We start from the raw sequence: 22,373 nt of genomic DNA on the forward strand, positions 1-22,373 counted from the left end.
TTTATTCTCCTTTCATAACAAATTTACCGAAACCTTTGGTTCCGACAACTTTTCCATCTTGAGCAACCACTTGACCACGAACAATGGTGCAAACAGGTAGACCTTTACCTTTTAATCCAACATAAGCAGACATTTTATTCACATATTGTAAATCTTCTGCTTTGATTTCCCATTCTTGGTTAGGATCGATAATAGTGAAATCTGCATCAAATCCAACGCGAATATCCCCTTTTTGTCCATAAATGCCGAAAGCTTTTGCTGGTAATTTCGCCATTGAGTTTGCTAATACAGTTGGGCAGATACCACGTTTTACACAACCCTCAGAGAAGGCAACTTGAACACAGCTTTGAATACCGCTGATACCGCCCCATACATCAAATACATTTTCAATTTTTTGACCAAGAATTTCAGTGTGTTTTTCCTCATAGGTACAAGGTGAATGGTCACTACCAATACCGCTAAAGGTACCATCAATCACATATTCCCACAAACGATCCACATCAGCTTTAGAACGTAATGGCGGTGCACATTTAAATAATGGCCCTTTTTCAATCACGTCATCTTCGGTAAACACTAAATAATGCGCGCAGGTTTCAGCGGTAATATCATAGCCTTCTTGTTGTGCTTCTTTAATTTTTTGTGCCACATCAGGATGGCTTACATGACAAATATGCGCTTTACACCCTGTTGCTTTGGCAATTTCAATAATATCAACGGTTGCAAGCAGTTCTGCGATAAGCGGGCGAGAATCAAGGAAAGCTTTCCAGTCTAAACGACCTTCATTTTTCATGCGCTGTTCTTGCCATTTAATGGTAGAGAAATCTTCACAATGGAAGCCTGCACGTCCACCAAATTTTTGGATACGTTGCATGGCTTCATAAGTTTGACCATAGTTTAAAGAAGCATAATCAGGCGAAACAGGACCAATAAATGATTTAAGTGCTACGCAGCCTTTTTTATCTAAATCAGCTAAATGATCAAAATTATCTGGCACTAAACCGCCCCAGAAACAATAATCTACATAAGCGCTTGGCGATACTTTGGCAATTTTCTTATCAAAAATAGCAGCGGTTGTCAGTGCAGGTTCATTTTGTAATGGCATATCAATAATTGTTGTATAGCCACCTACAGCTGCTGCAGCGGTTCCATGTGCATAATCTTCACGCCATTCATAACCTGGATCATTTAAGTGTGCATGAGTGTCAATCGCACCAGGGAAAATATAATTTCCTTTTACATCAATAACTTCTTTCGCATCCACTTCTGAATATTCGTCTAATATTGCTGCAATTTTTCCATTATTAACGGCAATAGTTCCTTCAAATACAGCATCAGATAACACTATTTTTCCATTTTTTAATACTAGATCATACATCTCTAGATCTCCTTAGAAATATTAAAATAAGTGAGTTAAATTGTACAAAGTCATACCTAAGCACAAATCGGGTTGAGTATATTTAATTAATTTCATCAAATCAATCAAGTATTTTCATTATTGAGAGCTATGTCACAATCTGTTTATGATTTTAAATCAAGAGTGGTTTCCGCTAATAGCTTGGACATAAAATAAATGCCGCATATGGTATCCATTCCCGACGAATGACCAATTTGGTCAAATTCCTGAAAAAGTGCGGTGGAATTTTGCGGAGAATTTTGTTCAAAAAAATGAATCACAGGTTGCGAGAAATGATTTTCCAATGCACAGGTTAAAAATGCCGCGCTAATCTCATTGGTTCTGGCTAAATTTTGTTGAATCGCCAATTGAAGTTCAGCAAAAAGTGCGGTCTGTTTTAGCCCAATTTTATGTAGCAGCGCTAAAACACCAGATAAAAAATCATCACCACTTGGCGTCAATCCTATGCCGACTCCTATTAATTTTGCCAAATAATGCGCAAATTCTCGTTCATTTTGTTGTAAAAATGCACATTTTGCTTGTGCTAACACTTTCCCTACAGATTGGAAAACAAAATCATCTGCTTTATCCCATAACAACAAATGGCGCAATCCAGCTTTATTGGATTGATTTAATAGCTGCACTGCCAGTTGTCTATAATATTTGCAAATGGAGAGTTCAAAAGGCACACTGGTTAGCCTTGAGTCATAAATATGGGCTTGTGATAGGTCAAATTCAATCTTCACCACGCCATGTTTATCCCCATTCCACTGCTGAGCTAATTGCTGTAATTCCTCTTCTGTATAATTCGTCAACAAACTCAAAGGAGACAAATAACTATTTTTTGTTTGTAATGCAAAAATTTTTTTCAAAAATGAGAGGTTAACCGTTTTAGCAAAAATACTATGTACTTGAGCTATTGTAGGCGAATTTAAAAATGTTGTAACATAGTCCGATGTCCCAACTAGCGATATTTTCATGAATCTATCACCTATAAGAAGTGTTATTTATCCTAGTTATCTTTTTACTTAAAAGTAACTATGTATTAGAATTTAAGGAAAAATTCCCTTTTCATCCAAGATCGAATTTTTCCATTTAGTTCCGTTATCTGTCAATAAGAGAGTATTTCTATGTATGATTTAATTGTAAAAAATGGACAGTTAGTGACTCCTGATCGTATCTATCCTGCAACGGTTGCGGTAAAAGATGGCAAATTTGCCGCATTTTTATCGCCTGAAGCAGAAGCTGAAGCAAAAGAAATAGTGGACGCTAAAGGTCATCTTATTTTTCCAGGCATTATTGACTGCCATGCGCATTTAAATGAACCAGGTTTCGATTACCGAGAAGACTTTGAAACAGGTTCAAGAGCAGCAGTTGTGGCAGGTTGTACAACCCTTATTGATATGCCATTGAATAATGATCCGTCACTCATTAACAAAGAAATTTTCAACTTAAAACATGATCGTATCAGCCAACATTCTTATGTGGACTTTGCGCTATGGGGCGGTATTGTTGGAGATTACGATGACAGTCTTGATTCAATTAAATCCAATTCCAATGAATTAGTGGGATTACAAGAATGTGGCGTTGCTGCGTTCAAAGGCTTTACTTGTCCAAATGGTGAACTATTCCCAACCGTTAATTTAGGCAATGTGCGTAAAGCATTAGAAATTCTCAAACCATATAACGCCCTTTCAGGTTTCCATTGTGAAGAATATGGTCAAGTAAAAGAACGTGTAAAAGAAGCAAAAGCAAAAACAGGGTTAACCAATCAACAAAAAATTCGTGAATTCTTAGATGCGCACGATGTATGGGTTGAATATGTTGCAACTAAAAATATGATTGATATGTCTCGCGCAACTGGTGGTCGAGTGCATATTTGTCATGTTACGCACCCAATGGTTGCACAATTGGTAAAAGACGCGATTTATGAAGGTTTGCCTGTATCTGGTGAAACCTGTGCGCATTATTTAGGTTTTACAGAAGATTTCGTGTTTGAAAAAGGTGGTCCAGCAAAATGCACACCACCACTACGTAAAAAAGAAGACATGGAAAAATTATGGGATTATGTCCTTGACGGTACTCTTTCTTGTGTAGGTAGTGACCACTCGCCTGCGGCTGATCATGAAAAAGATAACCAAACAAAAGATATTTGGGAAGCTTGGGGTGGTTTAAACTGTATTCAATTTTTCTTCCCGATGATGTTCAACATGGTTGTTCATCAACGTAATCTCAGCCCAAGCCTGATTGCGAAAGTAATGGGCATTAATCCAGCGAAATTATTTGGTTTATATGGACGCAAAGGGGCATTTGAAATTGGATTTGATGCAGATATTGTCATTGTTGATCCAAATAAACCTTGGAAAGTGGAACAAGAAAAATTATTTACCAAAGGTCATGTTACTTGTTTTAATGGACTAGAAGGAAAAGGGGCACCAACACATACCTTTATACGTGGTCGTTTAGTGGCTGAAAATGGTATGTATAAACAAGATGCGGTGGGACACGGTGCCTTTATTCGTCCAGTAAAACCTTAAACAATTTACTAAAAACAATAATAAAATTCTCAACATAGGAGAACCATATGTCTGAAAAAACAAACTTACAACCTATCCCAGAAAATAAACGGATTATGGGATTAACCTCATATTTATTCTTGTGGCTTGGCGGCTGCGTATCTATCGGTACATTCGCCTTGGGATCTGGTCAATTAGAAAAAGGCTTAAACCTCACTCAAGCTTTTACAGCCATGGTAATTGGTTCCTTACTACTTATTTTATGTCTAGGTATCAATGACCAACTTAGCTATAAAACGGGTATCCCTTATGCCGTACAACTAAAAAGTGCATTCGGTACAAAAGGTAACATTTTACCTGCCATGTTGCGTGGGTTGCCAGCGATTGTATGGTACGGTGTACAAAGTTGGTTAGGTGGTTCGGCGATTAACCAAATTTCAATTTCATTATTCGATTATAGCAATACGGTACTCTTCTTCTTATTATTCCAAGCATTACAAATTTGGATCTCAACCACAGGTTTCCATGGCTTAAAATGGTTAGAAAATATCGGTGCCTGTGTCATCATGGCTTCTCTTGTATATATGTTCTATATTTGTATGACAAAATTTGGTGGTGAAATTCACACCAACTTAATCGACAAGGAAGGAACTTGGGGCGTGCCATTTATTAGTGCAATCGTGGCATTCTTTGGCGTAAACGTATTAGTTATGCTTAACGTGGGCGACTATGTACGTGAATTAAAACCGGGCTATTCTACCGCAAAACGCAGTGTGGTTTACTTCTTAGCAATGGTGCCAACAACGGTATTCATGGGTTTAATCGGCTTAATGATTTCTTCTGCAACAGGCATCGCCAACCCAATCAATGCGTTCGCACAAGCGGCTGACAACCAATTCTTAGTGATCATCACATTAATCTTCATCTTATTTGCACAAATGACAACAAACCTTGCAAGTAATGTGGTACCACCAGCTTATGCTTTAATGGATGCTTTCAAAATCAAGCATAAAACAGCGGTCGTATTAATCGGTCTTGTTGCCATTGCTACTTGCCCATGGTTAATCACTTCAGATGAATCTTCTGCTGGCGTTGACTTATTCGTGCTAATTTACACTGTATTCTTCGGTCCAATCTTTGCGGTGTTAGTGGTTGATTACTACATTTTACGTAAACAAAAAATCAATGTGGACGAATTATATGATGAGAAAGGTAATCGCAACGGTGTGAACTGGGCGGCGATCCTTGCGATTGTAGTGGGTGCGATCATCGGTTTATTCAACGCCGATATTTCATTCTTAACTGCAACCATTCCAACTGGTTTGGTTTACTATTTTGGTATGAAATTCTTACCTTCAAGCAAACGCTTCAGAGAAGGAACTATTTTAGAAGACAAATAATCGCAAAAAGCGCGGTGAAAAACGAAGGATTTTTACACCGCACTTTCGATTGATTAATCATTAACTTTTTGAATAAAGTTAAGACTGGCATGTAATAATTCTTGGGTTGTATTAGATTGTTCATCGCGGTCAAAATCATGTGCATCAATCGCAGCAACAAAACGTTCCGCTGGATATTTTGCACAAAGGGCATTGAACTCAGCGAAAGGCACATCAGAATCTCCCGTAGAATGCGCGAAAAATAAAGGCAAGGTTAAGTCTTTCGCTCGCAAGCTATAATCAAGGTAAAAGAATTTATCTCGTCCTTGATAAATTAATGATTTCCACAATCCTGTTTGGCGAGCATAAATATACACGCCAAAATATTGACTTTCAGCCGTTACCATGGGTTGTTCAGTCAGTTGACGGAATGTGCATTCATCAACGATTGGTAATTTGGTATAATAGGCACTCGGCTTATCATACCAATCATCAGTAAGAAAACCATAACCATAAAAAGACAATACGCCTTTTGGCTGAGGCAATGTTTCATCTGCTTTAATGATTGAGGCAGTTAATAAAGCCAAATACGCGCCCGCAGATCTGCCCCATAAAAAATAAGGCAAATCCTTAAAGTGCGGTTGTTTTTTTAATAGTTTTAGGGAATGAACCACTGTTGATAAAATTTGCTCCACTTGAGCATGAGGTGCCAGTGGATAATCTAATGCAATAATTTGAATACCTGCTTGGGTAAAAAAAGTTTTATGCAAGTCAGGTAAATCTTGGCGAGAGCCGCACAACAAACCACCGCCATGTAAATAAACCAAGGTGGCTTTAGGTGGCACTTTATCGTCAATATAATGGGTTGCGTAAATCGGTAATGTTGAGTTCACAACTTGTATCGTATCAATTAAAATATGGGTTGTTTGTAACATATCACCAACTTATTAAGAATTAAAAAAGAGGCTCATTATAAAGCCTAATCGTATAAATACAAATTCATGTCACTATGGAGGTTATTATGGGTTATTTAAATGGACAGTTGGGTTATAGAGAAGATTTGCTCACAACTCGTTCTGTCATCCGTAAAAATAATTTTGTTATCTTAGAAACTGATGGTTTAGTAAGAAATAGTATTCCTTATTACCATAATTGTGATATTAGCTTTTTATCGTCACCAGCTTTAGGCGCATCTTTTGCTGATTATATTGCTGTTGTTCATCCTACAGGCGGTTGCACGCAAGTAGGTGGCGATGGCATTGAAGTGTTTGTGTATTGTGTAAAAGGTCAACTTTCCGTTAAAAACCAAGAAACACAAGCGGAATTAACGACTGGCGGCTATATTTTCTCAACTGCAGATCAAGTTTTAAGTTTTGTGAATAATTCATCTGAAGATACAAAAATTTATATTCATCGTCGCCGTTACACCCCACTTAAAGATCAAAAAGCCAAAACAGTTGTGGGTAATGTAAATGAGATTGAATATGTTCAATATGAAGGTATGGAAACTTGCTTAATCAAAGATTTATTACCTGCTGCACAAGACTTTGGTTTTGATATGAATATGCACATTTTGCTTTTCAAACCAGGTGCATCTCATGGTTACATTGAAACCCATTTCCAAGAACATGGTATGTTATTCTTATCAGGTAAAGGTATGTACCGTTTAGATGATGAATGGATTCCAGTGAAAAAAGACGACTACGTCTTTATGGATTCTTATTGCCCACAAGCTTGTTATGCTGTTGGCGACGAAGATTTTGTTTACATTTATTCAAAAGAATGTAATCGCGATATTGAACTTTAATTATAAAAAAGGAGAAAACGAATGAAATTAACAAGAGAAGAACTAAAAGGTTTAATGAAGAATAAATTAATGAAAGCAGGTTTAAATGAAAAACATGCTGACATTACGGCAGAAATTTTAACTTGGTCTGATGAACGCGGTTACCATTCTCATGGTGCAGTTCGTATGGAATACTACTGTGAGCGTATCTTTAAAGGTGGTATCACACACGATCCTAAATTTGAGTGGAAAGAAACTGGCCCTGCTTCAGCTATTTTTGAAGGCGATAACGGTTGTGGTTATGTCGCTGCAACAGAAGCGATGGAAAAAGCCATTGAAATGGCACAAAAATCAGGTATTGCCGTTGTAGGTATCCGCAACATTTCTCACAGTGGTGCAATTGGCTACTACACAGAAATGGCTGCACAAAAAGGCTTATTAGCTATTTCATTCTGTCAATCTGACCCAATGGCTGTACCATACGGCGGTTCTGAACCTTATTATGGTACAAACCCAATTTCTTTCGCCGCACCAGCAGATGAACGCAATGTGGTATTTGATATGGCTACAACAGTTCAAGCTTGGGGCAAAATTTTAGATAAACGTTCTCGTGGTCAAAGTATTCCTGACACTTGGGCTGTAGATGTGAATGGTAACCCAGTGACAGATCCGCATAAAGTAAATGCATTAGTACCAATTTCTGGTGCTAAAGGTTACGGTTTAATGATGATGGTGGATGTTTTCTCTGGTATTTTATTAGGTGTCCCATTTGGTAAACATGTTTCATCAATGTATCACGATTTATCTGAAGGTCGTCGATTAGGCCAAATGCATATTGTTATTGATCCAGCTCGTTTCTGTGGTACTGAAGAATTCCGTAAAAATATGACACAATCAATTAATGAATTAGTTGGTATGAAACCAGCCGATGGTTTTGATCGTGTTTACTATCCAGGTGAACGAGCAGAAATTCGTAAAGAAGAACAATATGCAACAGGCGGTATTGATATTGCAGATTCAGTTTATGAATATTTAATTAGCGATGATATTCACTTTGATCGTTATGATCACAAAAACCGATTTGCAGACTAATCAACTACATAATCTCATTAAAGGGTGTACCAAATACACCCTCTATTAATACAAGGAAAAGAACAATATGTTGAAGACTGTTGTAAAAAAAGGAAGCTATCATGATTCCGTTGTTCTCATGCTATTAACTAACGCCATTTCAGGCTTAGAAGGCGTGAAAAAAGTGTCTATTATGATGGCAACACCAGCGAATAAAGATATTTTTGCACAAAGTGGATTAGACACACCTGAATTATTAGAAGCAAGTGCCAATGATATGGTGGTGGTTGCAGATATTGAAAAAGAAGAATTGCTTGATGTGATTATGGAAGAAGTCGAAAAATTCCTCAAACAAAAAGCACAAGCAAGCTCAGCTAAAGCTGGTGCAGAATCCGTAAAATCTTGGGATAAAGCATTAACAAAATTACCAGAAGCAAACCTAGCTGTTATCTCTATTCCTGGTGCTTATGCTGCATTAGAAGCAGAACGTGCCTTAGATGAAGGCTTAAACGTCTTTATGTTTAGTGATAACGTGAGTGTTGAAGATGAATGTCACTTAAAACAAAAAGCACATGAAAAAGGCTTAGTTGTGATGGGTCCTGACTGCGGTACGGGCATTATCCAAGGTGTACCAGTAGCTTTCACCAATAGTGTAACCCCAGGTTCAATCGGTATTATCGGTGCTTCAGGTACAGGTATTCAAGAACTAACTACAATCATCGACCGTTTAGGCGAAGGTGTAGAAAATGCAATTGGTACGGGTGGTCGTGACCTTTATGAAGATATCGGCGGCGTGACCATGTTGGATGCCATTGAAGGCATGGAACAAAATGACAACGTGAAAGTATTAATTGTTATTTCTAAACCACCAGCAAAAGCAGTACGCGAGAAAATTTCAGCACGTTTAAGTAATTTCAGCAAACCTGTGATTACCTTGTTCTTAGGCGAAAAACCTGAATTCCATGAAGAAGGGTTCTACCATGCTTATACATTAGATGAAGCTGCGCGTTTAGCTGTGGCACTTGTTCGTGGTGAAAATATCGAAAAATCATTAGAAAATGTACCGCACTTTTCTGTTGACGCAAGCCAATTCTACAACAAAGCAGATGGCAAAACCTTAAAAGCTTACTACTCTGGCGGAACCTTAGCTGGCGAAGCGGCAATGCTATTAAAAGATGGATTAGCAATTAGTGGTTCAGGCGCCAAAGCAGATGGATTTATGTTCAAACAAGATGGCCATATTGTAGTGGACTTAGGGGACGACGTGTATACACAGGGTAAACCTCACCCAATGATCGACCCTGCAAAACGTATTGAATGTATGCAAGAAGCTGTTGATGATGCCACAACTGGTGCGATCTTATTTGATGTGGTATTAGGTTATGGCTCACATGAAGATATGGCAAGCGCGCTCATTCCAACCATTAACACATTAAAAGCAAAAGCCGAAGCAGAAAATCGTAAAGTATTCTTTGTAGCAACAGTATGTGGCACACGCAAAGATTTCCAAAGCTATGATGCTGCAGTACAGAAATTAACTGATGCGGGTGTGATTGTCTGTGAAACAAACAAAATCGCCGTAAAAGTTGCAATGAACGCCATTGGTTTAGATTTTGTAGAACAAGTTAAACCGGTAAAAGCGAAAACTGTTTTACCAACAGAAAAACATCAACCTTCAGCACAATTACTTCGTTTACTGTCAGAAAAACCAACCATCATCAATATTGGTTTGAAAAGTTTTGCTGAAGTGGCTGAAAAATTTGGCTGCGATGTGGTGCAATATGACTGGACACCACCTGCTGGAGGAAACGTACAGTTAATCAAAGTATTAAACTTCTTAAGAAATTACGAAGGCTTTGATATTGATGAAGCAAACCGTAAAGTGATTGCTAAAGTTGTGGCTGCTGCACCTATCATTCGTGATAATGTGCCTGCAAAAACTGTTATTAAAGAATTAAATGAAGGCAAAGTCATTTTACACGCGGGACCACCAATTCAATATAAAGATATGCCAAATACCGTACAAGGCTCTTGTGTAGGTGCAGTGTTATTTGAAAAATGGGCCGAAGATGAAGCTTCAGCGCGTCAATTATTGGAATCAGGCGAAATCAAATTCATTCCTTGCCACCATGTACGTGCAGTGGGTCCAATGGGTGGTATCACAACGGCTAATATGCCAGTTTGGGTGGTTGAAAATGCAACTGATGGTAATTTTGCTTACTGTACAATGAATGAAGGTATCGGTAAGGTATTACGCTTCGGTGCCTACTCTGATGAAGTAGTGAAACGCCTTGAATGGATGCGTGATGTATTAGGTCCAACATTAGGTAAAGCCATTCGTTCAATGGAAAATGGTTTAGCGGTTAATCCTTTAGTTGCTAAAGCAATCGCAATGGGCGATGAATTCCACCAACGTAATATCGCTGCTTCTTTAGCGTTCTTTAAAGAAGTCGCTCCAATTATTACAGACATGAAAGATCTCAGCGAAGAAGATCGTTATTCTGTCATGAAATTCTTAGCTGATACCGATCAGTTCTTCCTAAATATCATGATGGCAACAGGTAAAGCAATCATGGATGGCGCCAGAACATTAACAGAGGGTACCATTGTTACAGCTATGTGTCGTAATGGTGTACATTTTGGTATCCGTATTGCAGGTATGGGCGATGAGTGGTTTGTAGGTCCTGTTAATACCCCTCAAGGTTTATACTTCACAGGTTATGACGGTGAAGACGCTTGCCCTGATATTGGTGACTCAGCAATTACAGAAACCATGGGCGTTGGTGGTATGGCAATGATTGCCGCACCAGCGGTAACACGTTTTGTTGGTGCGGGTGGTTATGAAGATGCATTACGTACCAGTAACGATATGATGGAAATCTGTATCGATCGTAACCCAAATTACATTGTGCCAAACTGGAACTTCCAAGGTGCTTGTTTGGGTATCGACGCTCGCCTTGTTGTTGAAAAAGGTATTACACCAGTAATCAACACAGGTATTGCACATAAAGTGGCTGGCTTTGGTCAAATTGGTGCAGGTACAGTTCGTCCACCTGCTGCTTGTTTTGAGAAAGCGATTCTCGCTTATGCGAAGAAATTAGGTTTTGACGCATAATAAGGATTGAAATAAATGACAAAAGAAACTATTGTACTTGCCTTGGGTGGAAACGCCCTTGGCAACAATTTAAAAGAACAACGTGAAGCTGTTGCTAAAACTGCACAGGTGATTGTTGATATTTTATTACAGGGTAAAAATATTGTTATTACCCATGGTAATGGCCCTCAAGTAGGTATGATTCAACGTGCAATGGATGACTTTGCAAAAAGTACTGGCGATGAAATCCCTTTACCTACTAGTGTAGCGATGAGCCAAGGATACATTGGCATTGATTTACAAAATGCGATCAAATACGAATTAGTAAAACGCGGTCTCGTTGATCAAAAAGTCAGCACCATCTTATCGCAAGTTGAAGTCGATCCTGCCGATCAAGCTTTCCAAAATCCAGACAAACCAATTGGTCGTTTTATGACGAAAGAAGAAGCTGGTGTGTTGGAAGCAAAAGGTATTCGTTGCATGGAAGATGCAGGACGTGGTTATCGTATCGTGGTTCCATCTCCAAAACCAAAACGTATTCGCGAATTAGAAACCATTAGAACTCTTGTTAATGCGGGTCATATCGTGATCACTTGTGGTGGTGGCGGTATCCCTGTTATTTCTGATGAGCAAGGTCGCTTAGTGGGTACTAATGCGGTTATCGATAAAGATAATGCTAGTGCATTATTGGCTGAAAAATTAAATGCTGATTATCTAGTCATCTTAACTGCGGTGGAAAAAGTCGCCATTAATTTTGGTAAACCAAACCAAGAATGGTTATCAGATTTAAGTACAGAACAAGCTCGTCAATATATTGCCGAAGAACAATTTGCCAAAGGCTCAATGTTACCAAAAGTTGAGGCAGCATTGCGATTTGCAGAAAGCGGCAAAGGGCGCAAAGCATTAATTACGTTATTGGATAAAGCAGCAGAAGGTATTGCAGGGGAAACCGGTACTGTCATTCACTCTTAGTTTGGGTTAAAAGTGGGCTATAAAGCCCACTTCTACCTTATAATCAATTTAAGGGTCAGAAGAGAAATCTCGTTCTATTCTCTGTTTTCGGCTTTCTTAAGGTGTAAAAATGGAAATTCCAGTTAATTTTTTCATGTGGATCATGGCATTTTTGCCAATTATCGCATTAGTCATTTTGATGGTGAAATTCAAATGGGGTGCAACAGAAGCCGCACCAGTTGGATTGCTTATCGCTATATTTACCGGCTTATTTTTCTATAAAGCCGACATTTCTTTGATCGCAATTGAATCTGCTAAAGGTATTTGGTATGCAATTGTGATTTTACTCATTGTTTGGACCGCAGTATTAATGTACCAAGTGAGTGAAGGCGCTCGCGCATTCTTAGTGATCCGCGAAGGCATGAGTAAATTATTCCCAAATGAATTATTACTTGTCATGACAATGGGATGGATTTTTGAAAGTTTCCTACAAGGGATCACTGGTTTTGGTGTGCCCGTTGCCGTAGGCGCCCCGTTGTTGATCGGAATCGGTGTTCGTCCATTATGGGCCGTCGTATTACCTTTATTAGGACAAGCTTGGGGGAACACATTTGGTACTCTGGCGGCAGCTTGGGATGCACTTGCAGGATCAGCAGGCATTGAAGTGGGCAGTTCTCATTATTTTTTAACCGCACTTTGGACTTCAGCATTCCTTTGGATGTGGATTGTGGTAACAGGCCTAGCGATCTCTTGGTTCTATGGTCGAGGTAAAGCATTGAAAAAAGGGCTTATCGCTACCCTCATCATTGCGACTATTCAAGGTGGTGGCGAGCTAATCCTTAGCCAAATTAATACAACCATTGCCGCCTTTATTCCTGCTTGTATTTCAATTATTGCTATCATCTTTATGAGCAAAATGAAAATGTATAAGGATGTTTGGCGAATTGAAGATAGTCCAATTATGGATAGAAGTAAAACGACCTCAAGCAATGAAAGCTTACCAAATATGAGTTTACTTCAAGCTTTCATTCCTTATATTGTTTTATCAGTGTTGACTTTGGGAATTCTTGTCATCTCCCCAGTCAATCAGTTCTTATCACAATTTAAGATTGGTTTTGCTTTCCCTGAAACTGTGACTGGATATGGATTTGTCAATAAAGCTTATAGCTCTTACTCCCCTATCGCGCTCTTTACACATGCAAGCATGTTCTTGTTCATTTCTTCGATCATTGGCTTATTCTACTACCAAAGCAAAGGTTGGATCGCAAAAGGTGGCACCAAAACCATTTTTGCAAAATCAATAGCCATGACCATGCCTTCAGGCATTGCGGTTGTGGGATTAGTCATTATGTCCAAAATCATGGGCGGAACAGGACAAACCGCAGTTCTTGCTGATGGCATGGCCGCTGTTCTTGGCAAAACCTATGTAATTTTAGCGCCATTTATTGGTTTGCTAGGATCATTTATGACGGGGAGCAACATGAGTTCGAATATTCTATTTGGTGACTTCCAAATGACAACCGCTAAATTACTCAATGCGAACTCGGCAGCTATCCTTGGCGCACAAACAACAGGTGGTGCAATTGGTAGCGCTATTAGCCCAAGTAAAATCATTTTAGGTACAACAACCGCCAATATTTTAGGTAAAGAAGGGGATGTATTAAAAACCATTATTTTCATTACTCTTTTACCAACCCTATTAATTGGTATTGTTTCTTACTTTGCTTCGTTATAAGGTGAGCGAATGGAAAATTCTTTTTTTAAAACAAAAGCTGGAAAAATGACGCTTGCTTTTATTGTAATTATGATTGCTTTTGCTTGTATCATGCTCGGCATATCACAAGTGAGCAATGGTTTAATTTATATTGGTTTTACATTAATGGTTGCCGCAATGCTCTATTCACCAATTGATGTATTTATCCTAAGTAAAAAGAAAAAATAGGACATAATCATGGAAAAAATTACACAACGCATTACGCAAAATTTAGAACATTTAAAACAATTTACCGCTACGCCCGGCAATGGTTGCACTCGCCTTCCGTTCTCTAAAGAAGCAAGAAGTGCGGTGAATTATTTAAGAGATTTAATGGTTGAAGCAGGTTTAACTGTACATGAAGATGAAGCGGGTAATATTTTTGGTACCTTAGCTGGTGAAGATGCCAACTTACCTTGCGTAATGTCAGGTTCACATTACGACAGCGTGCTACATGGTGGTAACTACGATGGTATCGCTGGCGTTATCGTTGCTTTAGAAACTGCACGTTTATTAAAACAAACTGGCAAAAAATTTAAACGCAACTTTGTTGTAGCTGGTTTCAATGATGAAGAAGGAATGCGTTTTGGCACTGGTTATTTCGGTTCAGGCGCAATGTTAGGTCTGCGTACACCTGAATATTGCCGTAAATTCAAAGATAAAGACAATATTTCGATCTACGATGCAATGAAATCTTATGGATTAAATCCAGAAAAAATTGAAAATGCAAAATGGGCTGACGGCTCAATTGGTCACTTCATTGAAACACATATTGAGCAAGGTCCAGTGTTAGATACTTTAGGCCTTGAAATTGGCTTAGTCACTGGTATTGTTGGTTTACACCGTTATATGTTTACCGTTTATGGCCGTGCAGATCACGCGGGTACAACACCAATGGATATGCGTTTAGACGCAGTGGATGCTGCAACCAAAGTAATTTCAAAAATTCCAGATTGGGCACGTGAAAAAGGCGATGGTACCGTTGCTACTGTAGGCTTTATGAATGTGGAACCAGGTGGCATTAATATCGTGGCAGAAAAAGTCGAATTCAGTGTTGATGTGCGTTCATTAAATATGGCAAACATTGAAGATATTGCTGCAAAAATTGAAGCGGCGCTCATTGAAGAAACCAGTAAAATTGGCTCTAAATTTGATAAAGAAACCAAGTTGATTATTCAACCTGTTGCGCTTTCTGAAAAAATGCTAAACATTTTAGAAAACTCAACAAAAACACATCATTTCAGCTATAAACGTTTACCAAGTGGCGCAGGTCATGACTCATTAGAAATTGGTCAGAAAATTCCAACCGTGATGATTTTCGTACCAAGTAAAGATGGACGCAGCCATACGCCAGTAGAATTTACAGAATATCATTATTTTGCCAAAGCAGCCGTATTACAATTGGAACTTGCTGAAGCATTATTAGATGAATAAATAGCACATAATAAAAAAACTGCGGCATTTTCTACCGCAGTTTTTTTATTTATATGGAATAAATTATTTACCCGCTTCTTTATAAACAGCTAATGCAGCTGCAACCGCATCACCGGCAGGTAATTTGACGCCATGTTGTAATAATACGGCTTCTAATGCACCTAAGGTTAACAACACGTTACGTTTCTGACTTGAATAACCCATATTACCAATACGGATAACTTTACCATCTAACGGACCAAATGAAGTTGCCAATTCAATACCAAAGTCATTTAATAAATCACTTCTTAATGCAGGGCCTGATACGCCTTGTGGAATATTAAATGCAGTCACAACTGGCGCTTTATGTTTTCTATCACCAAAAATAGATAGTCCCATTGCTTCTAAACCAGCACAAAGCGCTTTATCGTTCAAAATATGACGAGCAAAACGATTTTCTAATCCTTCCATAAGGATGCAACGTAATGCTTCGTGCACACCATATTGGTTGCTTGTAGCTTCTGTATGGTGATTTAAACGACGTGGACTCCAATAGTCTTGTAACTGGGCTAAATCCAAATAGTTACTTGGAATTGGTGGTAATAAACCATCTACATCAGACTCTGCACGAATACCTTTCTCTACGCGTTTACGTTTGGCAATAATATCTTCAATGCGTTTATTATAAGTAATTAAGGCTGAGCCTGAAGGCGCAGAAATACATTTTTGTGTACCAGCGATACAAGCATCAATTCCCCACTCATCAACACGAATATCAACACCACCAAGTGTTGCAACAGTATCCACTAACAACATCGCATCATATTGTTTACAGATTTTGCCAATTTCATCTAATGGCTGCATCATTGATGTTGAGGTTTCACCATGAATAATCGCAACGGCTTTATAGCCACCTTTTTTCAATTCCGCTTCGATTTCTTCTGGCTCAAAAACAGTTCCCCATTCTCTCTCAAGTAACACAATTTCTGCACCACTACGAGATAGAATTTCATTTAATAAATAACCAAAACGACCAAAAGCAGGAATAAGTACTTTATCACCAGGGCAAATTGCCGCAGTTAAAACAGTTTCAATACCACCACGAGAAGTCGTATCAACAATATAGGTTTGCTCATTTTTAGTTTGGAATAAGCGACGTTCCATTTCCATGGTTTCATTCATTAAAGAAGTAAACTCAGGATCAAACTGTCCTAAAATTGGAGCAGACATCGCACGTAATACGCGCGGATCAGCATCTGTTGGACCAGGACACATTAATAAACGAGGGGAAGGATTAATTTCTCTAAATTGCATTGCAATTCTCCATGAATACATCAAATGTTTAAATTAGGTCAGAAATAATAGATAAACAGCCAGCTTTTCACAATATTTTATAAAAGAAAACACAAATAATTTTGCTATATTTAAATAAAATACAATGAAAAGCTTTATTTTTTATATAAAAAATAAAGCTCCAAATTTTGGAGCTTAAAAGAAGATTTGGTGGAGATAATCGGGATCGAACCGACGACCTCTTGAATGCTATATTTGATGGATTTTTCAAAAACTATAAAATACAACCACCTACCTCTTCATTCTTTTTGATTTGAGCCATTAAATATAATGGTTTGGGTTGTATTACCACTAATTTTGCCATGATGTTCATCGGTAATCGGAATGCCCTTAAACGCATTCAAACTGTCCGCTTTAAACACCTCATCAGGTGGACGATATTCACGTCTTGATGTGCCATCAGGTTGCTGATAAATAAAAACCCCCGTTCTTGTTAGAACAGGGGTATCACGAATAAACCCGTTTTGATCTTTCTTTGCCTTAAATTCAAGGCGATCGTATCGCATTGTCATTTTTGGGTTCCTTATTCCTCTTTTTTAAGTTTTTCAAGTTCTTGTTCAAGTTTGGCAAGACCTTGTTCCTTTGTTGTGCAATCTTGACCGTAACGTTTTCTGATTCGATACATTACAGCTTCAGTTGCAGGATTATGTTTCAGTTCCCATAACCACCCTTCAACAACCTCTATCTTAGTTAGTGGTCTCCCTAGATCTGCATAAGGGTTTATAAGATCTGGCATTTTAAATTTCCTCCATCGTAATGTGGATTTCATTGTTCACCTATTTACGCTCAAGTATGCAAAATTGAATATTTGATTTAAATAATACTTCCTTCTCAATTTTAAGCAAACTGAGTTTGTGAATTTTTTGCTTCGTTTACTATGGATGATAAATTTATAAGGATAGAGCATCAGCTTTTATTTTGTGATGATATATGGCCTACATTGACTGGGTAAATATCTTGGTGATAAGAAATTAATTGAGATAGATCAGAATTTAATTAGATTAATCCAATCTAAGAAAACAAAAAGGGAATTTAGATCGGCATTAAAAAGAGCCGGAATTGAAAACTTCCGCTTTCACGACTTGCGGCACACTTGGGCTACAAGACACGTAATGTCTGACACGCCTTTATATGTGTTACAAGAGCTTGGAGGATGGAGCAAGGCAGACACCGTCCGCAAATATGCTCACTTATCATCTAAACACCTCAAAACTTATGCTGACAATGTGCAATTATTTGGCACAAAATTGGCACAACACCAAAAACAAGAAAGCCTTACCAATCACTAACTGATTGATAAGGCTAATAAATTTGGTGGAGATAATCGGGATCGAACCGACGACCTCTTGAATGCCATTCAAGCGCTCTCCCAACTGAGCTATATCCCCGTTTGCGTTGGCTATAATAAATTCAGCAAAATTAGCTGTCAAGTAATTATTTAGCCGACATAAAAGTGCGGTGAAAATTACCGCACTTTTGCTTAGGCTTGCGCTTTAATAAATGCAATGGCTTTTTCAATACGTGCTAAAGTGCGTGTTTTACCCACTAATTTAGCAGTAATATCCATTGATGGTGATTGCCCTGAACCAGTGACAGCCAAACGGAAAGGCATGCCCACTTTACCCATACCAATTTCAAGATCAGCGGCAGTTTGATTCATCGCATCATGAATATTTTCCACAGACCAATCAGAAAGTGCGGTTAATTTTTCTAATAATTTTGCTAATGGTTCAGCCGCTTCCACTTTGAAATTTTTAGCTGCCGCTTTTTCATCGTAACCACTAAATTCTTCATAAAAATAACGACTTTGAGCCGCAAGTTCTTTCAAGGTTTTAGCTCGTTCACCTAAAACAGGAATAATCTCTTCTAATGAAGGCCCTTGGCTATAATCAATGCCTTGGTCTTTCATATGCCAGTCAAGATATTTGGCTACATGGCTTGCTGGCAACGTACGGATATAATGTTGGTTCAACCATTGCAATTTATCCGTATTAAATGCACTCGCTGACTTACTTACTGAATGAATATCAAATAATTCAATCATTTCTTCACGTGAGAAAATTTCTTGGTCGCCATGCCCCCAGCCTAGACGCACTAAATAATTAATTAATGCTTCAGGTAAATAACCATCATCACGATATTGCATCACACTTACTGCACCATGACGTTTAGATAATTTCTGACCATCATCACCATTAATCATAGACACATGAGCATATTCAGGAATCGGCGCACCAAGTGCTTTTAAGATATTAATTTGACGAGGAGTGTTATTAATGTGATCTTCGCCACGCACCACATGCGTAATGCCCATATCCCAGTCATCCACCACTACACAGAAATTATAAGTAGGAGAACCATCTGTACGGCGAATAATTAAATCATCTAATTCGCTATTACTGATTTCAATTCGACCACGCACCGCATCATCAAATACAACTGAACCTTCTGTTGGATTTTTAAAACGTACAACATGAGGTTGGTCTGGCGTATGATCATGATGATGTAAACAATGGCGATCATAGCGTGGTTTTTCTTTATTTTGTTCTTGTGTATGACGTAGTTCTTCTAAGCGTTCTTTTGAACAATAACAACGATAAGCCAAACCTTGCTCAATCATTTGATCAATCACTTGATTATAACGATCGAAACGTTTGGTTTGGAAATAAGGGCCATGTTCCCAAGCTAAATTTAACCATTCCATTCCTTCTAAAATAGCTTGTGTCGCTTCTGGCGTGGAACGTTCTAAATCTGTATCTTCAATACGTAACACAAATTCGCCTTGATTATGTTTTGCATATAACCAAGAATATAAGGCTGTTCTCGCGCCTCCCACATGTAAATAACCTGTTGGGCTAGGTGCAAAACGCGTACGAACTTTAACATTAGGATCTAAATTAAATAATGCATCGATTTTCATCGGATAACCTTTTCTCTATCACAAAAAATTGTGCTCCATTGTACCTTTTTTTCTGCTTTTTCTTAACTAAATTTTCCTTTTTATGCTTATTTTTAGACCAATCAAGTTTATTTTTGCAAAAATAAGTTGACTGAAAGAGAAGAATAATTATAATGCACTCCACAACGCAAACAGCGATGACAAGGGCGATTAGCTCAGTTGGGAGAGCACCTCCCTTACAAGGAGGGGGTCACTGGTTCGAGACCGGTATCGCCCACCACTTTTCAACATTGATAAGTATCTTGTCCTCGTTTATGTGTTCTCCTATTGTTTAAGTGGGCGATTAGCTCAGTTGGGAGAGCACCTCCCTTACAAGGAGGGGGTCACTGGTTCGAGACCGGTATCGCCCACCACTTAAACAACCCAATCTACAAACAGTTAATACTGTATCGTAGGGCGATTAGCTCAGTTGGGAGAGCACCTCCCTTACAAGGAGGGGGTCACTGGTTCGAGACCGGTATCGCCCACCACTTTCATCAATTAAATGATTAATTCTATTTTATTCTTAACAAATAAAATGGTAGAGTATGTCCGGTTTTCATTTTTGTAAAAATTTATTATGAATAGTCCAATACTTATTAAACTATCTGTCATTTTATTACGTTTGACTGGCAATATCGTCAAAACCTTAAGTTACCCATTCCATGCTATTTTCCCTAAAAAGCGCTTTGTTATTCCTGAATTTAGTCCAGCAAGGAAAGTAGCCCAAAACAATCAAAAAATTAACCGCACTATTTGGCAAACTAATTATAGTAATCTTGTTACCTTGCCTGTGTACTGTAATTACTTAGTCAATAGACTGCTTTCCCCTGAATATAATTATCGTTATGTCAGTACAGAACAACGCGAAGAATATATCAAAACACATGCGGATGAACGTACATTCAAAGCCTACAGCCAATTAACAGATGGTGCTGCACAAGCAGATTTTTGGCGCATTTTCACCCTATATAATGAAGGCGGTGTTTACCTTGATATTGACGGGCATATCGTATGGAATTTATCTCATATTATTCAACCTGAAGATAGCGAAGTCGTTATTACTCGTCGCAATTTATATACCAACTTCTTCTTAGCCTCGGAAAAAGGCAATCAATTTCTACAGGATACATTAGATATCATCATTGATAACATTGAACAACGTCGGGTTGATCAAGGAGTATTCACATTAACAGGCCCTGTTTGTTTAAATAGAGCCCTTGAAGGCAAAACGGTAAATACAAGATCAGATAAACTCACTTGTATTCAAGGCTCCTTCACAAATGAATATTTTCAATATATGGATAAAAAACGTGGCAAATGGAATCATGCTAAAAATGAAGACTTACTCAAATAAACTTTAACTTTTTATTTCATCAAGGAAAAAAATAATAATGAATAAAAACACTTTTATTGTTGGCTTTATGCTATTTGCTATCTTTTTTGGCGCAGGAAACCTCATTTTCCCACCGAAATTAGGCTTAGACAGTGGAACAGAATTCTGGTCTGCAATTTCAGGCTTTGTGGTTACCGGCGTTGGATTGCCATTATTAGGTATTATCGTCGCCTCTTTCTATGAAGGCGGTTATAAACAGGCATTAAATCGTATTCATCCTTGGTTTTCTGTGATCTTTTTAATGGTGATTTATCTTGCTATCGGTCCTTTCTTTGCGGGTCCACGTACAGGCGCAACCGCTTATGAAATGGCAATCGTACCGTTTTTAGATGAATCAAGTAGCTTATCTTTATTAATTTTCACTGCTATTTATTTTTCTATCGCACTATGGTTAAGCTTAAATCCGTCCAAAATGGTTGACCGTATTGGCTCAATTCTCACACCTGCATTGCTAATCGCTATTGCGGCATTGGTTATTTCAGCTTACTTCACACTCTCAGATAATCCAGTTCATCAACAAATTGATACAAGTAAAAACTACTTTGTGAATGGTATCTTGGAAGGTTATTTAACCATGGATGCTCTCGCCTCTCTTGCATTCTCAGTTATTGTGTTAAATGCGATCAAATCCAAAGTAAAACAACAATCTGCGTTAATCAAAGAAACCATCCTTGCTGGATTCGTAGCAGCTATTGCATTAGGGCTGATCTATGTTGCATTAGGTTGGATTGGTAATAATTTACCGATTACACCTGAAACACTAGCAGACCTCAATGCAAAAGGACAAAATATCGGTACTTACATTCTAAACGATGCAACACGCCAATTCTTTGGTGAAGCTGGTCGCATTGTATTAGGCTTAATCGTATCCTTAGCTTGTCTAACCACTACTGTTGGTCTTGCCGTATCTGTCAGCGAATATTTCAATGAAATTTTCCCTAAAATTGCGTACAAAACTTATGTATTCTTATTTATCATCATTAGTTTTGCGATCGCAAACCAAGGTTTAGGGGCGGTAATCAGTAAATCAGTTCCTGTTTTATTAGTCCTTTATCCAATTTCAATGACGATTATTTTCCTTTTATTAGTGAATTTATTTGTCAAACTACCACTACTTGCTCAACGCATTTCAGTAGCATTAGTAACCGTTGTATCCATTCTGTCTGTGTTAGGTTTAGAATCGATGTCAGGCCTACCATTAAAAGATTATTCAATGGAATGGGCGCCATTCGCTCTGGGTGGGTTAGTATTAGGTTATATCCTAGCCTTATTATTTAAGAAAACGGAACAGTAAAAAAAGTGCGGTGAATTTCACCGCACTTTTTTATAT

At 38.2% G+C, this 22,373-nt stretch carries 19 protein-coding genes and 4 tRNA genes; 15 read left to right on the forward strand and 8 right to left on the reverse strand.

Annotated features, from left to right (window positions below; translation table 11 throughout):
- Nucleotide 1: 1 nt before the first annotated feature.
- Nucleotides 2-1,375 (reverse strand): allantoinase AllB, encoded by a 1,374-nt coding sequence (gene allB / locus ACUXZ4_RS09130; protein WP_464972891.1) that lies wholly within the window; start codon nucleotides 1,373-1,375, stop codon nucleotides 2-4.
- 143 nt (nucleotides 1,376-1,518) lie between these two features.
- Entirely contained in the window at nucleotides 1,519-2,265 is a 747-nt protein-coding gene (locus ACUXZ4_RS09135) for an oxamate carbamoyltransferase subunit AllH family protein (protein ID WP_464972892.1), read from the reverse strand.
- A gap of 258 nt (nucleotides 2,266-2,523) precedes the next feature.
- Between ACUXZ4_RS09135 and allB (ACUXZ4_RS09140) the strand changes: the two genes are divergently transcribed.
- Together allB (ACUXZ4_RS09140) and ACUXZ4_RS09145 are read left to right on the forward strand one after the other, a co-directional pair.
- Nucleotides 2,524-3,930: an allantoinase AllB gene (gene allB, locus ACUXZ4_RS09140; protein WP_464972893.1), complete on the forward strand. Its 1,407-nt coding sequence runs from the start codon at nucleotides 2,524-2,526 to the stop codon at nucleotides 3,928-3,930.
- Between the two features lie 47 nt (nucleotides 3,931-3,977).
- Nucleotides 3,978-5,309, forward strand: coding sequence for an NCS1 family transporter (locus ACUXZ4_RS09145; RefSeq protein WP_464972894.1), 1,332 nt, complete (start codon nucleotides 3,978-3,980; stop codon nucleotides 5,307-5,309).
- 53 nt (nucleotides 5,310-5,362) lie between these two features.
- Here the strand turns inward: ACUXZ4_RS09145 and ACUXZ4_RS09150 are convergent, their stop codons facing one another.
- Nucleotides 5,363-6,223: an alpha/beta hydrolase fold domain-containing protein gene (locus ACUXZ4_RS09150; RefSeq protein ID WP_464972895.1), complete on the reverse strand. Its 861-nt coding sequence runs from the start codon at nucleotides 6,221-6,223 to the stop codon at nucleotides 5,363-5,365.
- Nucleotides 6,224-6,309: 86 nt separating this feature from the next.
- On the opposite strand from ACUXZ4_RS09150, the gene allE reads away from it, so the two are divergent.
- The 7 genes from allE (at nucleotide 6,310) to ACUXZ4_RS09185 (ending at nucleotide 15,377) form a co-directional block, all read left to right on the forward strand.
- The gene (allE, locus tag ACUXZ4_RS09155) at nucleotides 6,310-7,095 is read left to right on the forward strand and encodes a (S)-ureidoglycine aminohydrolase (protein WP_464972896.1); all 786 of its coding nucleotides are present in this window, start codon (nucleotides 6,310-6,312) and stop codon (nucleotides 7,093-7,095) included.
- 21 nt (nucleotides 7,096-7,116) lie between these two features.
- Nucleotides 7,117-8,166 carry an ureidoglycolate dehydrogenase gene (gene allD, locus ACUXZ4_RS09160; RefSeq protein WP_464972897.1) on the forward strand — a complete coding sequence of 350 codons (1,050 nt, stop codon included), beginning with the start codon at nucleotides 7,117-7,119 and terminating at the stop codon, nucleotides 8,164-8,166.
- A 67-nt stretch (nucleotides 8,167-8,233) separates the two neighbouring features.
- Nucleotides 8,234-11,260, forward strand: a complete 3,027-nt coding sequence (locus ACUXZ4_RS09165; RefSeq protein ID WP_464972898.1) for a bifunctional FdrA/YlbE family protein — start codon at nucleotides 8,234-8,236, stop codon at nucleotides 11,258-11,260.
- A 15-nt stretch (nucleotides 11,261-11,275) separates the two neighbouring features.
- Nucleotides 11,276-12,211: a carbamate kinase gene (gene arcC / locus ACUXZ4_RS09170; RefSeq protein WP_464972899.1), complete on the forward strand. Its 936-nt coding sequence runs from the start codon at nucleotides 11,276-11,278 to the stop codon at nucleotides 12,209-12,211.
- Nucleotides 12,212-12,320: 109 nt separating this feature from the next.
- Nucleotides 12,321-13,925 (forward strand): L-lactate permease, encoded by a 1,605-nt coding sequence (locus ACUXZ4_RS09175; protein WP_464972900.1) that lies wholly within the window; start codon nucleotides 12,321-12,323, stop codon nucleotides 13,923-13,925.
- Nucleotides 13,926-13,934: 9 nt separating this feature from the next.
- On the forward strand, nucleotides 13,935-14,132 hold the full coding sequence (locus ACUXZ4_RS09180; RefSeq protein WP_464972901.1) for a hypothetical protein: 198 nt from the start codon (nucleotides 13,935-13,937) through the stop codon (nucleotides 14,130-14,132).
- 9 nt (nucleotides 14,133-14,141) lie between these two features.
- Complete coding sequence (locus ACUXZ4_RS09185; protein WP_464972902.1) at nucleotides 14,142-15,377, forward strand: M20 family metallo-hydrolase; 1,236 nt, start codon at nucleotides 14,142-14,144, stop codon at nucleotides 15,375-15,377.
- A 63-nt stretch (nucleotides 15,378-15,440) separates the two neighbouring features.
- Here ACUXZ4_RS09185 and ACUXZ4_RS09190 read toward each other — a convergent pair whose 3' ends face one another.
- From ACUXZ4_RS09190 to ACUXZ4_RS09200, 3 genes are all read right to left on the reverse strand, one after another.
- A complete protein-coding gene (locus ACUXZ4_RS09190) occupies nucleotides 15,441-16,670 on the reverse strand; it encodes a pyridoxal-phosphate-dependent aminotransferase family protein (RefSeq protein ID WP_464972903.1) in 1,230 nt (409 codons plus the stop codon).
- Between the two features lie 278 nt (nucleotides 16,671-16,948).
- Nucleotides 16,949-17,221 (reverse strand): DUF2213 domain-containing protein, encoded by a 273-nt coding sequence (locus ACUXZ4_RS09195; protein WP_464972904.1) that lies wholly within the window; start codon nucleotides 17,219-17,221, stop codon nucleotides 16,949-16,951.
- 11 nt (nucleotides 17,222-17,232) lie between these two features.
- Nucleotides 17,233-17,445: a hypothetical protein gene (locus tag ACUXZ4_RS09200; protein WP_464972905.1), complete on the reverse strand. Its 213-nt coding sequence runs from the start codon at nucleotides 17,443-17,445 to the stop codon at nucleotides 17,233-17,235.
- A 322-nt stretch (nucleotides 17,446-17,767) separates the two neighbouring features.
- Between ACUXZ4_RS09200 and ACUXZ4_RS09205 the strand changes: the two genes are divergently transcribed.
- Nucleotides 17,768-17,998 (forward strand): tyrosine-type recombinase/integrase, encoded by a 231-nt coding sequence (locus ACUXZ4_RS09205; RefSeq protein WP_464974028.1) that lies wholly within the window; start codon nucleotides 17,768-17,770, stop codon nucleotides 17,996-17,998.
- Nucleotides 17,999-18,021: 23 nt separating this feature from the next.
- Here the strand turns inward: ACUXZ4_RS09205 and ACUXZ4_RS09210 are convergent.
- Nucleotides 18,022-18,097, reverse strand: a tRNA-Ala gene (locus tag ACUXZ4_RS09210).
- A gap of 92 nt (nucleotides 18,098-18,189) precedes the next feature.
- Nucleotides 18,190-19,629 carry a glutamate--tRNA ligase gene (gltX, locus tag ACUXZ4_RS09215; RefSeq protein ID WP_464972906.1) on the reverse strand — a complete coding sequence of 480 codons (1,440 nt, stop codon included), beginning with the start codon at nucleotides 19,627-19,629 and terminating at the stop codon, nucleotides 18,190-18,192.
- Nucleotides 19,630-19,812: 183 nt separating this feature from the next.
- Between gltX and ACUXZ4_RS09220 the strand changes: the two genes are divergently transcribed.
- The 5 genes from ACUXZ4_RS09220 to brnQ all read left to right on the forward strand — a co-directional run bounded on the left by ACUXZ4_RS09220 (nucleotide 19,813) and on the right by brnQ (nucleotide 22,337).
- Nucleotides 19,813-19,888: transfer RNA gene (locus ACUXZ4_RS09220), tRNA-Val, on the forward strand.
- A gap of 57 nt (nucleotides 19,889-19,945) precedes the next feature.
- Nucleotides 19,946-20,021 (forward strand) — tRNA-Val (locus tag ACUXZ4_RS09225).
- A gap of 41 nt (nucleotides 20,022-20,062) precedes the next feature.
- Nucleotides 20,063-20,138 (forward strand) — tRNA-Val (locus tag ACUXZ4_RS09230).
- A gap of 89 nt (nucleotides 20,139-20,227) precedes the next feature.
- Nucleotides 20,228-21,004 (forward strand): glycosyltransferase family 32 protein, encoded by a 777-nt coding sequence (locus ACUXZ4_RS09235; RefSeq protein ID WP_464972907.1) that lies wholly within the window; start codon nucleotides 20,228-20,230, stop codon nucleotides 21,002-21,004.
- A 37-nt stretch (nucleotides 21,005-21,041) separates the two neighbouring features.
- Complete coding sequence (gene brnQ, locus ACUXZ4_RS09240; protein ID WP_464972908.1) at nucleotides 21,042-22,337, forward strand: branched-chain amino acid transport system II carrier protein; 1,296 nt, start codon at nucleotides 21,042-21,044, stop codon at nucleotides 22,335-22,337.
- Nucleotides 22,338-22,373 lie beyond the last annotated feature (36 nt).

It is taken from the genome of Reella acinonychis (assembly GCF_052828705.1).